Source organism: Kitasatospora sp. NPDC048540 (assembly GCF_040651175.1).
Taxonomy (GTDB): Bacteria; Actinomycetota; Actinomycetes; order Streptomycetales; family Streptomycetaceae; genus Kitasatospora.
In genome coordinates this window covers 75,606-88,776 of sequence record NZ_JBEZIR010000004.1, presented here as the reverse complement: position 1 = coordinate 88,776, position 13,171 = coordinate 75,606, and the positions used below count along the sequence as shown (strand labels likewise).

At 74.8% G+C, this 13,171-nt stretch carries 11 protein-coding genes; 2 read left to right on the top strand and 9 right to left on the bottom strand.

The annotated features are described in order from the left end of the window. Positions 1 to 31: 31 nt before the first annotated feature. Positions 32 to 694 (top strand): GTP cyclohydrolase II, encoded by a 663-nt coding sequence (ribA, locus tag AB0D08_RS03785; RefSeq protein ID WP_051813221.1) that lies wholly within the window; start codon positions 32 to 34, stop codon positions 692 to 694. 159 nt (positions 695 to 853) lie between these two features. After that, positions 854 to 2,065, top strand: coding sequence for an FAD-dependent oxidoreductase (locus AB0D08_RS03780; RefSeq protein WP_033822376.1), 1,212 nt, complete (start codon positions 854 to 856; stop codon positions 2,063 to 2,065). Here AB0D08_RS03780 and AB0D08_RS03775 read toward each other — a convergent pair. The 9 genes from AB0D08_RS03775 to AB0D08_RS03735 are packed head-to-tail and all read right to left on the bottom strand — an operon-like array spanning position 2,034 to position 13,117. Continuing rightward, positions 2,034 to 3,275 carry an ATP-grasp domain-containing protein gene (locus AB0D08_RS03775; RefSeq protein ID WP_359886116.1) on the bottom strand — a complete coding sequence of 414 codons (1,242 nt, stop codon included), beginning with the start codon at positions 3,273 to 3,275 and terminating at the stop codon, positions 2,034 to 2,036. The genes AB0D08_RS03780 and AB0D08_RS03775 overlap by 32 nt on opposite strands. 26 nt (positions 3,276 to 3,301) lie before the next feature. Next, positions 3,302 to 4,612, bottom strand: a complete 1,311-nt coding sequence (locus AB0D08_RS03770) for a glycoside hydrolase family 16 protein (protein WP_359886115.1) — start codon at positions 4,610 to 4,612, stop codon at positions 3,302 to 3,304. Further along, the gene (locus AB0D08_RS03765; protein WP_359886114.1) at positions 4,609 to 6,573 is read right to left on the bottom strand and encodes a glycosyltransferase; all 1,965 of its coding nucleotides are present in this window, start codon (positions 6,571 to 6,573) and stop codon (positions 4,609 to 4,611) included. Before AB0D08_RS03765 ends, AB0D08_RS03770 begins: the two co-directional genes overlap by 4 nt. Before the next feature lie 2 nt (positions 6,574 to 6,575). Beyond that, positions 6,576 to 7,391, bottom strand: a complete 816-nt coding sequence (locus AB0D08_RS03760) for a polysaccharide deacetylase family protein (protein WP_033822378.1) — start codon at positions 7,389 to 7,391, stop codon at positions 6,576 to 6,578. Continuing rightward, complete coding sequence (locus AB0D08_RS03755) at positions 7,388 to 8,356, bottom strand: glycosyltransferase family 2 protein (protein WP_051813226.1); 969 nt, start codon at positions 8,354 to 8,356, stop codon at positions 7,388 to 7,390. Before AB0D08_RS03755 ends, AB0D08_RS03760 begins: the two co-directional genes overlap by 4 nt. After that, positions 8,353 to 9,732 carry a lipopolysaccharide biosynthesis protein gene (locus AB0D08_RS03750; RefSeq protein WP_359886113.1) on the bottom strand — a complete coding sequence of 460 codons (1,380 nt, stop codon included), beginning with the start codon at positions 9,730 to 9,732 and terminating at the stop codon, positions 8,353 to 8,355. Before AB0D08_RS03750 ends, AB0D08_RS03755 begins: the two co-directional genes overlap by 4 nt. Next, positions 9,729 to 10,970 carry a glycosyltransferase gene (locus AB0D08_RS03745; RefSeq protein ID WP_359886112.1) on the bottom strand — a complete coding sequence of 414 codons (1,242 nt, stop codon included), beginning with the start codon at positions 10,968 to 10,970 and terminating at the stop codon, positions 9,729 to 9,731. The genes AB0D08_RS03750 and AB0D08_RS03745 overlap by 4 nt, the downstream gene beginning before the upstream one ends. A gap of 6 nt (positions 10,971 to 10,976) precedes the next feature. Next, positions 10,977 to 12,290 carry a glycosyltransferase gene (locus AB0D08_RS03740; protein ID WP_082526788.1) on the bottom strand — a complete coding sequence of 438 codons (1,314 nt, stop codon included), beginning with the start codon at positions 12,288 to 12,290 and terminating at the stop codon, positions 10,977 to 10,979. Then, complete coding sequence (locus AB0D08_RS03735) at positions 12,287 to 13,117, bottom strand: glycosyltransferase family 2 protein (RefSeq protein ID WP_033822380.1); 831 nt, start codon at positions 13,115 to 13,117, stop codon at positions 12,287 to 12,289. Before AB0D08_RS03735 ends, AB0D08_RS03740 begins: the two co-directional genes overlap by 4 nt. Positions 13,118 to 13,171 lie beyond the last annotated feature (54 nt).

Here is a 13,171-nt window from a genome sequence, read left to right as displayed (position 1 = left end):
GTTCAAATCTGAACCACGCCGGAGGCCGGGCATGACGCAGACCGAGACCGACCAGCACCAGCCCGCAGCCGCGCCCTCCCCCGCCACCGTGCGCTCGCGGGTCCGCATCCCGCTGACCTTCCCGGACGGCTACCACGTCGAGGCGGAGGTCTTCACCTTCCACGGCCTCGCCGACGGCGCCGAGCACCTCGCGCTCGCCCTCGGCGACCCCACCGCCGGCGCCGCTCCCCTGGTCCGGCTGCACTCCGAGTGCCTCACCGGCGACGTCTTCGGCTCCGACCGCTGCGACTGCGGCCCCCAGCTGCGCGAGTCCGCCGAGCGGATCGCCGAGACCGGCGGCTACCTGCTCTACCTGCGCCAGGAGGGCCGCGGCATCGGCCTCTACAACAAGCTGGACGCCTACGCGCTGCAGGACACCGGGCTCGACACCTACCAGGCCAACACCGCGCTCGGCCTGCCCGAGGACGGCCGCGACTACACCGCCGCCGCCCAGATGCTCACCACCCTCGGCGCCACCGCGGTCCGCCTGCTCAGCAACAACCCCGACAAGGCGCGCCAGCTCGCCGCCCTCGGCATCGAGGTCACCGAGCACGTCCCGACCGGCGTGCACGTCTCCGCCAGCAACATCCGCTACCTGCGGGCCAAGGTGGAGCACACCGGGCACGCCATCCCGCTGGCCCGCCTGGTCGGCTGAGCCCCCGGGCCGCCGCGGGCCGCGCCGCCGGACGTGCCGGGCCCGTGGCCACGGTGCACCCTGGGAAGCGGGGACTCCCCCGCCCCGAGGAGGTGGCTCGATGACGCCGCACCGCCCGTCCCGCCCCGCCGACCGGCGCCCGTCGCCGCGGAGGCGACCGTGAAAGCCGACACCGCCGTCCCCGTGACGGTCATCGGAGCCGGACCCTACGGCCTCGCCGTCGCCGCCCACCTCAAGGGCCGCGGGATCCCGATGCGGATCCTCGGCGAGCCGATGGACAGCTGGCGCTCCCGGATGCCGGTCGGGATGTACCTGAAGTCCACCCCCCGCGCCTCCTCCATCTCCGACCCCTGGGGCCGGTTCCGGCTGGAGGACTACCGGATCCAGGCCGGCCGCCCGCTCGGCGGCGACCAGCACCCCATCCCGATCGAGGAGTTCATCAGCTACGGCGAGTGGTTCGAACGCACCTGCGTGCCCGAGGTCGAACGCACCAAGGTGCTCCGCCTGCGGTACGAGGACGGACGGTTCACCCTGCTGCTCGACACCGGCGAGACCTTCACCAGCGCCGCCGTGGTGCTCGCCACCGGGCTCCAGCCGTACGCCTGGGTCCCCCCGGTGCTGCAGCCGCTGGTCGACGCGGGCCTGGCCTCCCACCCCAACGCCCACGTGGACCTCGCGAAGTTCGCCGGGCAGCGGGTCGCGATCGTCGGCGCCGGGCAGTCGGCGCTGGAGAGCGCCGCCCTGCTGCACGAGGCGGACGCCCGGCCGACCGTGGTGGCCCGCACCCACGAGCTGCTGTTCGGCGTCCCGCCCGAGACCGACCAGGACCACGACCGGCCCCTGACCTCCCGGCTGGCCGGCCCCGGATCGCCGCTCGGCCCCGGCTGGGGGCTGCTGGCGTTCAGCCGGCTCCCCGCCGCCTTCCGCTACCTGCCCGACCGGCGGCGGGCCAGGTCGGTGCGCACCGTGCTCGGCCCGGCCGGCGCCTGGTGGCTGCGCGACCGGGTGGACGGCCGGGTACCGGTATTGACCGGCCACACCCTGGAGTCCTCCGAGGCCGACGACAGCACCGCCGTACTCCGGCTGCTGGGACCGACGCGCACGGTGGAGGCCGACCACGTGCTGGCGGCCACCGGCTACCGGGTCGACGTCGAGCGGATCGGCCTGCTCGACGAGCCGGTGCTGCGTGCACTGCGCCTCACCCCGCAGGGGGCGCCGCGGCTGTCGGCCGGGTTCGAGTCCTCGGTGCCGGGGCTGTACTTCTCCGGGCTGTCCGCCGCGGACAGCTTCGGCCCGCTGCTGCGCTTCGTCGCCGGCACCGGCTTCGCGGCGCGCCGGATCAGCGCGGCCGTGGCCTCGAAGCCGCGCTGAGCGCCCGCCGGGCGACCCGCAGCACCGGCGTTCCGCCGAACCGCACGGCTTCGGCGAGCGCCGGAGCCGGGTCGTCCCGGCACAGCCAGGCCCGCTCGGTGCCCCGGTGCGGGCGCAGCCCGCGCGGCGGGCGCCGCTCGTGCCAGCCGGTCACCGCGGCCGACATCAGGTCCACCTGCCCGACCCCGAACTGCCGGGCCAGCTGCCCACCGCGGGGGACCTCGCGGCCGGTGAGGGACAGGTGCAGGGCCCTTACCACGTCCACCCCGGCCGCCGTCTCGAAGAGCCGGAACTGGGCGCCGGTGCGCGGGTTGAAGTCGACCAGCTTGTACCGGCCGTCGCGCCGGTCCAGCCGCCAGTCCAGGTCGGCCACCCCGCTGTAGCCGATCTGCCGGCACAGCCGGGCGGCCAGCTCGGCCAGCTCCGGGTTGGGCACCGCGCGGGCCCGGGTGGTGATCCCGGCGCCGGGCGGCCAGGACCGTAGCTTTACCCCCGTGAACACCACCAGCGGCTCGCCGCCGGGGCCGCAGCACAGGTGGGTGAACCAGTCCTCGGCGTGCTCCGCCGGCAGGTACTCCTGGACCAGCACGGAGGCCACCACCGCCTGCGGGCAGGCCGCCAGCAGCTCGCGCTCGTCGTGCACCACCGTGGTGGCGGCGACCGCCGGGCGGCTCAGCCGGCTGAACGAGCCGACGTTCTTCAGCACCACCGGGTAACCCCAGTCGCGGGCGGCCGCCAGCAGCTCGCCCCGGTCGCGCGGGGCGAGGGCGCGGGGGGTCGGGACGTCGTTGGCCAGGCAGATCCCGCTCAGCTCGCCCTTGTCCGCGAGCATCCGCGGCAACTTGGGCGGCACCGGGGGCAGCAGCAGCTCGGCGGCGAGCTCCTCGGCGTGCTCGGCGAGCAGCACCGCCGCCTCGTCGTCGGTCGCCACCGCGACACTGCGGCGGCCGACCGAACGGGCCGCCGCCCGGATCAGCGCGACCAGCCGCTCGGGCGGCTCGCGGCCGTCGGTGGGGGCCACCAGCGGCCGGGTCAGGTACCGGGAGAGCGCGGTCGGGGTGAAGCGGTCCTCCACCATCGCGTGGACCGGGACACCGAGCCGCCCGAACGACCTGGCCACGCCGACGGGGCTGTGCGCCTGCGGGTACCGCCCGACCTTGACCAGCAGGACGGGGACCGTGGGGTCCAGGGCCGGCCCGGCTCGTTCCATGTCGACACCCAGCTTCCTCGGCGGGATCAGTGCTGCCAGACCGCGACCCAGTCGACGTGCAACTGGGCGGAGCCGACGTCTGACGGAGGTGACTGCGGGTACCCCACCGCGAGGTTGAGGATCAGCTCCATCGCCACGCTCGGGATGACGGCCGGGTCGGTCACCCGGAACTGCTGCACACCGTCGACGTACCAGGTCACCGAGTCGGGCTCCCAGTCCATCGCGAACACCGTGGAACCGGCGGAGACTCTCTGCGGCGTGTAGCGGTGGCCGACGCTGCCGTCACCGCCGTCCGCGGTCCTCCAGTGCAGGTTCATCGCGACGAACCGGTCCGTGCCGGGGAACTCGGCCACGTCGAGTTCGGGCGGGGCGCCGCGGGTCTCGGCGGGGATCAGCCAGAAGGCCGGGAACATGCCCCGGGGGTCCTGCGGGGTCCGGATGGCGGCCGCGAAGTAGCCGTAGGTGAAGGTGTGCAGCGGCGTCCCGTCCCAGGACTGCCGTCCGGTGCTGACCATGCCCGAGGTCCAGGGGTAGCTCTTGCCGTCGCTGCCCGCGGTCGGCGTGCGCTCGGCCGACAGGACCAGGGCACCGCCGTTCACCGCGACCTGGCCGGGCAGGTACCACTGCTCCTCGTGGTTGCCCGCGTTGGTGCAGCCGGCGTCGTTCCAGTCGTAGCAGGTCACCCAGTTGGCGGGGTCCAGGCCGAGGCCGTTGAAGTCGTCCCGGAACACCTGGTGCCAGGCCCCGGGCGCGGCGGGCGTCGCGGAGGCGGCGGCGCCCGTCGCGGTGGCCTCGGCCGCCTGCGGGACGACGGTGAGGCCGTGGGACGCGGCCGGGCCGGCGCAGGCCGCGGTGAGCAGCAGCACGCAGGAGCCCGCGACCACGGCACTGCGCCGGCCGAGGCGGCCGCGGCGGCGCGGGTCGGCCACGGTCACCGGTGGTTCGTCCGTCGCGGGCAGCGGCGGGCCGCCGCCGTCCTGCCTGCCGCGGCGGCCGGGCAGCAGCGCGAGCAGCGAGGTGAGCAGCGCCAGCACGGCCATCGCCCGGCCCAGGGTGAACAGGTGGGCGAGGAAGAACGCCACGGCCACCAGCGTGACGATGGCCGCGCTGAGCGCCAGCGCCAGCGCCACGGTGGCCAGCCGGTCGGGCCAGTTGGCGGACCGGGCCCGGGCGGGGGCGGCCAGCAGCGCCGCGGTGCCCGGGCCGAGCAGCAGGAACGCCGCGGTGACGGTGGTGCGCACCGGGTCGGCGGCCGGCAGCAGGGTGGTGAGCAGGGCGAGCCAGCCGGACAGCGCCAGCAGCAGCCGGGCCGGGTGCGGGCGCACGGTGCCGGTCATGGCTGCGGTGCTCCGCCGGGGGCGGGGGCGGCGTCGTGGACGGTCGGCAGGTAGCGGTAGACGGCGGCGTCGGGGCCGCTGTAGAGCGGGAGGAAGTCCGGGGAGGCCGCGACGACGTCGTTCAGCCGCTCGACGGTGCCCGCCGGGAACAGGCCGGTCAGGTCGGTGTCCGCCGCCTGCGCCCGGGTCAGGATCAGGTACGCCGGGCCGGTCAGCCGTGGGTCGCTCATGGTGTCCTCCAGCGCCGTCAGCGGCTCCTGGAGCAGCCGCTGCCGGTCGGGGAGGCTGCCCTGGGACAACACGATCCGCTGAAGCTGGTCGTAGCGCATCTCCCCGCCCGGCAGGTCGCCGGTGGCCGAGACGACCAGCGACCCGGGCGGCGCCAGCCGGGTGAGGTACCGGGTGGCGGCGGCCTCCTGCGGGGTGAAGTAGTTCATCGTCTCCTTGGCGTAGTAGCCGACGAACAGCCCGGCCAGCAGCGCCAGCATCACCACGGTCGAGATCCAGGTCCGCACCCGGCGGCGCGGCGGGGGCTGCACCAGCAGGGTGGCCAGCAGGAACGCGGCGGCCGGGAGCGCGAAGAGGTAGGCGCGGAACACCATCTCGCCGCCGTAGTTGTTGCTGAGCAGCAGCGGCAGCGGGGCCACCAGCAGCCAGGGCAGCGGGCTGTGCCGGGCCCAGCGGTGGCACAGCAGGGCGACCACGGCGAGCAGCAGGACGGAGGCGGTCAGCCCGCGGTCCACCCAGGAGGCCATCACCTGCTGCGGGGCGGCGGTGCCGAGCCGGGACAGGTTGGGCAGGGCGTTCTGGTCCGGCGAACTGAGCGCGGAGACCAGGCTGTTCAGGTTGGCGGAGATGTAGGGGCGGGCGACCGTGGCGTCCCACAGGAAGGTCAGCGCGACCGCGCCGGCCAGCACCGGCGCCACCACCCGCCGGTTGCGGCGCGGCAGCGAGAGCAGCGCCAGGAAGCTGATCATCATCAGCGGGGTCAGCGGGTGCGAGCAGACGATCGCCGCCACCAGCACCATCACCAGGGCGAACGGCACCGGGCGCCAGCCGCCGCGGCCGGGGGTGTCTGAGCGCCGGGACAGGGCCCGGGCCCCGGCCGGTTCGGCCCGGCCCGCCGGGTCCGGGCCCGGCCCGCTCGCCCGGGTGTCCGCGAGCCGCCGCAGCACCAGCGCGAGCACGCTGAGGAACAGGAAGTAGGCGAACGCCTGCGGGGAGAAGTAGTCCTGCCCGATCCAGGCGGTGGAGTAGTAGAGCCACAGGCCGCCCCAGACCAGCCTGCGGTCCTGGGTGAGCGTCCGGTAGATCATCATCAGCGGGCCGAGCAGCAGCAGGTTGGCCAGCACGGGGTACCAGGAGGCGTAACCGAGCGCCGAGTGGAGGCCGGTGGCGCGCAGGAACACCACGTTGAGCTGGAAGAAGCCGGGCCACTGGTCGTAGACGTCCATGTCGTGCGCGCCCGGCACCGAGCCGTTGTGACGCATCATCGCGTCGATGATCGCGACGTGCTTCCAGGCCCAGGCATACCGCAGTTCGGGGTAGAGCAGGCTGGGGGTGGCGTGGATCAGGGCGATCAGTCCCACCACGTACCCGGCCGCCCAGCGCTGCGGCAGCCGCGGTGCGCGCAGGGTGGCGACGAAGCCGAGGGTGAGCAGGACGACGGCGGCCCAGTACAGCGGCGGCAGGGCCTGGAGCAGCCCGAGGGTGCCCATCCGTTCCAGCCGGACGCCGGACAGCGACACCAGCCACAGGCCGAGCGCGAGCGGCAGCGGGGCCCGGACCAGCCAGGCGGACCAGCCGCCGCGGCCGGGGACCAGGGCGCGCAGGCCCCGGCGCGCCGGGACGGCGGGGGCCCGGTCGGCGAGCGGGCGCGCGGCGGGGTCCGGGGTGCCGGTGGTCTGCTGGTCGGCCATCGCGGTCTCTCCCGGGTCGGGGCCGCTGAGCGGCTCGATCATGGTCAGGACTCCTGCGGCGGGCCGCCGACGGGGCTGCCGATCGCGGCCCGCAGCCGCCGGTAGGCACGCCACCCCCGGGTGTACAGGCTCTCCGGCACCGGCCCGGTCACGGGCCCGCGGCCCATGGTCCAATCCTCGAACACAGCGGGCGGGGTGTCGTCGCGAACCATCAGCCGGCAGATCCGCATCGGGTCGTCGGCGGCCGAGCTGAACTTGTTCTCGACCGCGGTCGCGGAGGTCCAGCCGGCCTGCCGGACCCGGCAGCGCACCGCCGGGCTGGAGTACCCGTGCGGGTAGGCGAAGGCCGTGACCTCGTGCCCGAGCACGTCCTCCAGCACCCGCTTGGAGCCGACCACCTCGTCGGCGCACTTCTGGGCCGGAACGGTGTCCAGCTGGGCGTGGGTCTGCGAGTGGCCGCCGATCTCGACGCCGAGCGCGTCGAGGGTGTTGACCTGGCGCCAGTTGAGCATCTGCGCGGGCGGCAGCAGGCTGCCGGTGCCGCGGCCGCCGGGCGGGTGGATGGCGCCGACCGTGACGTAGAGGGTGGCCGACAGTCCGAGATCGGAGAGGATCGGCGCGACCGTCCAGTAGAAGTCGGCGAAGCCGTCGTCGAAGGTCAGCACGGCGACCCTGGGCGGCAGCGGCGGCCCGCCGTGCATCGCGGCGACCAGCCGCCGCAGCGGCATCACGGACAGCCCGCTGTCGATGATCCGCTCGATCTGCTCGCGGAACACCCTCGGCGTCACCGTGTACGGGGCGATCCAGCCGGGCGGGTCGTCCGAGACGGAGTGCCACAGGAAGACGGGGACCGGGATCATGACGGGCTCCTCACCGATCGCCTTGCGGAACCGGTGGATCCGGCAAGGAAGCTGTGTGCCCGGCCCGAGGTGTAGCCGAGCACCGTGATGCCGACGCCCGCGCAGAGCGTGCCGGCGGTACGGAACTCGGCGCGCAGCAGGCTGCGCAGGACGGCCGCGGGGACGGTGCGCCGCAGGTAGCGGCGTTCGTCCGCGAGCGCGGGCCGGGTGCCCGCGTGCTGCGCGACCAGGGCCTTGGAGCGGCCCTCGGCGTAGCAGCGGGCCCGGAAGTAGGACCAGGTGGTGCGGGTCGGCGGTACGTGGTGGCGGACCCTGGCGGCGGGCTCGAAGCGCAGTTCGGCGCGCGGGTCGCGGGCGGCGAGCCGCAGGCACAGTTCAGTCTCCTCGCAGCCGAGCGGCTTGGTGCCGACCCGGCCGAGGTCCTGCCGGAAGCCGCCCGCGGCGAGCATGTCGGACCGCCGGAAGGACATGTTGGCGCCGGTGAAGTTGCGGACCGGGGCCGGGACGCCGGGCGAACCGTGGTACGTGCAGCCGACCACCCAGTCGAACTCCGGCGGGAACCAGCCGGGCCGGCCGGTCTCCCACCAGGGGTCGACCAGGCCGCCGACCCCGACCACCGCGGGGTCCCGGTAGCCGGCCAGCAGCCGCCGGGTCCACTGCGGGTCGGCCACCGCGTCGTCGTCGAGGAAGGCCACCACCTCGCCGGCGGCCGCGGCGACACCGGTGTTCCGGGCGCCGGACAGGCCCTTGCGGTGGGCGTTGGGGACCACCCTGGCCTGCGGGAGTTCCCGTTCGGCGCGCCGGGCCAGCTCCGGGCAGTGGTCGGTGACCAGCAGGAGCTCGGCCGGCGGCAGTTGCTGGGCCTGCACCGAGGCGACGGCCGCGCGGATGTCGGCCCACCGGTCGAGGGTGTAGGCGCAGATCACCACCGACAGGGTCGGGGCGTCGTTGCGTCGGGTGCTCATGTCGGCCTCCGGTCGGGTGCGGGCAGCCAGCGCGGGAGGGCGACCAGCAGCGGCAGGGCGATCGCGGTCCCGGCGATCAGCCAGGCGAGGCCGACCCCGGTCAGCCCGTACGCGGGCAGCAGGACGGCGACCAGGGTGATCACCAGGACGGCGAAGGTGAACTGCAGGGCGATCAGCCAGCGCAGCGCGCGGCGCACCCGGCAGACGTCGATGGCGACGCTCAGCAGCACGTTCGGCAGCGCCGAGAGCACCATCAGGCGCAGCACGGTGGTGCCGTTCTCCGAGTAGCCGGGGCCGAACAGTTTCAGGATCCAGGGGGCGGCGGCGATGACCAGGCTCACCGCGCCCAGCAGCAGCAGGCCGGTGTGGCGCAGCATCCGCCGGGCGTGCTCGGCGAGGCGTTCGGGGGACCGGGCGGCCTCGACGATCAGCGAGCTGCCCATGCTGAACGCGGCGACGTACAGGGTGTCGGCGATGATCCAGGCCAGCGAGTAGAAGGCGTTCTGCTCGGCGCCGAGCTGGTTGAGCACCATCAGCGGCACGATGCTGTACGCGGCGATGCTGGAGAGGTTGCCCAGGTAGTCGGCCATCGCGTAGCGGAACACCCGCCGGGGCGCGGGCGCGCCGGTGCGGTCGGCGCGGTGCTGTTCGGGCACGGCCCGGCGGAACAGCACCACGTTGGTCACCACGATCGCGACGACCAGGGCCACGGACCAGGACACCAGGATGCCGGTGCCGATCGCGAGGACCGCGCACAGCGCCAGCATCCCGGTCTTGGCGACCGCGAACAGCGCGTTCTCGCCGAGCACCCAGCCGGTGCGGCGCAGGCCGGTGAGCGCGCCGTCCTGGAGGACGAAGACCGAGTACCCGGCCGTCGCGGCGACGAACGCCGCCGCCAGGACGGGCTCGCGCAGGTAGCCAAGGCCCGGCGCGGCCCAGGGGATCACCAGCAGGAACAGCACGGCGGCCAGCGCGCTGGCGCCGGCGCTGACGGCGTAGCACCGCAGCACCAGGCGCCGGGTGTGCCGGCCGGCCCGGGGGACGAACCGCACCAGGACGTTGCCGAGGTTGAAGCTGCCGAGCGCGGAGAGCAGGGTGGCCGCCGAGAGGGCGGCGTAGCTGCGGCCGACCGCCTCGGCCGAGTACCAGCGGGTGGCGAAGATCCAGAACAGCGATCCCAGCGCCGCCGCCAGCACCGTGCTGGCCACCAGCATGTGCCCGTTGCGCAGCAGCGGCTCACCCGAGTGGACCTTGCGCGCGGACCGGACCCGGGCCCGGACCAGGGTGAGGTACGAGCACTCGCAGGGCAGCGGTTCGGGGCAGGAGCACGGACGGGCGGCCCGGGAGCCGGCGCGGGCGCTGAGACCGGCGGTCACGACGGTTCGCCACCCCGGATGCCGCGCTGCTGCCAGCGGCTCAGCAGGTAGTTGGGGGGTCCGCAGACCAGGCCGCGGATCTCGGTCCGGCCGAGCGGCGCGGGGCTGCGCCCGCCGGCGCGGGCGGACCGCTCCCGGCTGCGGCGCACCATCTCGGCGGCGCACCGCGGGGAGTACCGGAACAGGGTGGCCAGCAGCCGGGGGCGCCGGGCGAGCACGGCGGTCACGTAGGCGCCGAAGCCGACGCCGAAGCCGAAGATCTGGGAGTGCAAGCCGTCCATGGTCCGCCGGTGGCGGTGCCAGACGATGGCGTCCGGCTGGTAGGCGACGGTGTGACCGCCCTCAAGGACGTGGAAGAAGGCCAGCAGGTCCTCGCCGCCGCGGGTGCGGGTGCCGGCGCCGGTCGCGGTGTCGAATCCGCCGAGGCGGCGCAGCAGGTCGGTGCGGAACGCCATGTTGGCGCCGGTGCCGAAGCCGCCGACGCGCAGCGCCAGCAGCGGGTCGGTGCTCTGCGCGCGCGACCAGCTGCGGGCGGTGAAGCCCTTGGTGTAGCCGCCGAAGCGTTCGAACGCGGCCTGGGCCTCGGTGTCCAGCTCGGCCGGCAGGACCAGTCCGGTGACGCAGCCGATCCGCTCGTCGGAGCGGAAGGCCGCCACCATCGCGGACACCCAGCCGGGGTCGGCCAGCGCGTCGTCGTCGGTGAAGGCGACCAGCTCGCCGCGGGCGGCGGCGAGGCCCCGGTTGCGGGCCCGGGCGAGGCCCGGGACCGGCTCGCGCAGGTAGCGGATCCGGTCCCGGTAGCGGGTGCGGATCAGCAGCTCGGTGGTGTCGTCGGCCGGCGCGTTGTCGACCACGATCACCTCGACCCGCGGGTGGACGGTGCGCAGCAGGGTGTCCAGGCACGGCTCCAGCAGGTCCTCGCGGTTGCGGGTGCAGACGATCACGCTGACGGCCACCTGGCCGGTACGGACGGCGGACGGCACCCGCGGCTCCTGCGCGGCCCGCAGCTGGCGGTGGGCGGCCCGGGCGACGGCCCGGGGCAGGGCCGCCGGGTCGCCGGCCGTGCCGGTGACGGTGACCAGCCCGAGCGGGTGCCCGTGCCGGCGGACCAGGGCCAGCACCCGCCCGGACGGCACCGGGCGCAGCCCGCCCGGGGTGCGGAGCTCGTCCGGCCTCTCGAGGTCCAGCTCGACCATCTGGGTCGGGGCGGCGACCGGCTGGAAGGTGGGTGTAGTCATCACGGGCTACTCTCCGGTCCGGACACCGCGCTGGTGCCAGACGCTCAACAGGTAGCAGAAGGGGCCGTACAGCAGGCCGCGGAACTCCAGCCGGCCCAGGCCCGCCATCGCGCCGGCGGCGGGCGCGCCCTGGGTGCGGGTGCGGCGGGCGGCCTGCCAGCGCCAGACGCCCCGGGGCAGGTGGCGGACGATTCCGGCGAGGACCTCGGGCTGGTGCGAGATGGCGGCCGCCAGGTAGGCGCCGAAGCCGACGCCGAAGTTGAAGACCTGCCTGGTCAGCGCGTCCATGGTGCGCGGGTGGGGGTGCCAGACGATGGCGTCGGGCTGGTAGGCGACGGTGTGGCCGCCGCCCAGGACCCGGAAGAAGGCCAGCAGTTCCTCGCCGCCGCGGGCGGCGGTGCCGGCGCCGGTCGCGGTGTCGAATCCGCCGAGGCGGCGCAGCAGGTCGGTGCGGAAGGCCATGTTGGCCCCCGATCCGAACCGGCCGACCGAGAACCGGACCAGCGGGTCCTCGGGCCGCTCGCGCAGCGACCAGCTGCGGGCGGTGAAGCCCCGGGCGTAGCCGCCGTACTCCTCCAGGGCGACCTGGGCCTCGGTGTCCAGCTCGGCGGGCATCACCAGTCCGGTGACGCAGCCGATCCGGTCGTCCGAGCGGAACGCCTCGGCCAGCGCGGACACCCACCCGGCGTCGACCACCAGGTCGTCGTCGGCGAAGGCGACCAGCTCGCCGTGGGCGGCGGCCAGGCCCCGGTTGCGGGCCCGGGCCAGGCCCGCCACCGGCTCGCGCAGGTAGCGGACCCGGCCCGGGTAGCGGGAGCGGACCAGTTGCTCGGTCGCGTCGTCGTCCGGCGCGTTGTCGACCACGATCACCTCGACCCGCGGGTGGGCGGTGCGCAGCAGCGAGTCCAGCGCCCGCGGGAGCAGGTGCGGACGGTTGCGGGTGCAGACCACCACGCTGACCGTCACCGGCTCGGTGGCCGGGCGGACGCGGCGGGTGCGGTCGGGCAGGGTTCCCCGGGTCGCCGTGGAGAGCGAGGGGACGTGCAGTTCGCGATGTGCGGCATCGACCAGCGCCCGGCACAGTGCGGCGGGGGCGCCGGCTGTTCCGGTGGCGGTGACCAGGCCGAGCGGGTGTCCGTGCAGTCGCACCAACGCCAACACGCGGCCGTCCGGGTCGGCCGGTCCGAGACCGCCGGGTGAGCGCAGCTCACCGGGCTCGTCCAGGTCCAGTTCGACTACCCGGACGGGGGTGTAGAGCGAGTCGCGGGCGGCAAGGCAGGGGCAGGCAGCTGCGGTGCGCCGGTCGGAGCCATTCATCATCGCTCCCCTGCGGAGGCGGGCGTCGCCGCCCTGGCGCCGGGACGTTCGGCGATCAGGGTGCGCAGCACCCGCTTGCCGTCGGAGACGGCGTGCAGGTGCGAGCGCCCGTTTCGGCGGGGGAGTTCGAGGCTCGGGACCTCGGCGAGGCGGAGGCCCGAGCGGAGGGCGTGCGCGACCATCTCGGCCTCGATCTCGAAGCCGGAGGAGCGCAGGTCGAGTTCGTCCAGGAAGCTGCGCCGGAAGGCGCAGAAGCCGTAGCAGAGGTCGGTCAGGTGGGCGCCGTAGAGCCGGTTGACCACGGCGAGCAGCGCCCGGTTGCCGAGCGACCTGACCCGGGTGAAGTCCAGCGAGCCGCCGCCGGCGATGCAGCGCGAGCCCTTGACGAAGTCGTAGCCGTTGGCGAGGAAGTGCAGGTAGTGCGGGATCTCACCGGGCCACATCGAGCCGTCGGCGTCCATCATCACGATGAACTCGCCCTCGGCGGCCGCGAAGCCGGTGCGCAGCGCGTTGCCCTTGCCGGGGCCGCTCTGGTCCACGTGGCGGACGGTCGGCAGGCAGTGCTTGGCCATCGAGACGGTGGCGTCGCTGGAGTCGCCGTCGACCAGGATCACCTCGTCGACGCAGCGCGGGATCTGCTCGAACACCCAGGGGATGTTGCGGGCCTCGTTGTGCGCGGGGACGACCAGGCTGACGCTGTGCGCGGTGGAGAAGTCGGTCGCCCGGCGCATGGGTGGCCGTACCGTGGCGCGGTCGCCGGCGCGGCGCATCGGACGACCGTCGCGGTCGGGGTACGGAAGAACGTTGTCAGGAGGCAGCGTGGTGCTCATCGAGGGCAGTCCCTAAGAAGGCCACCGGGCACACAGAGGCCCGGCACGCGGGTA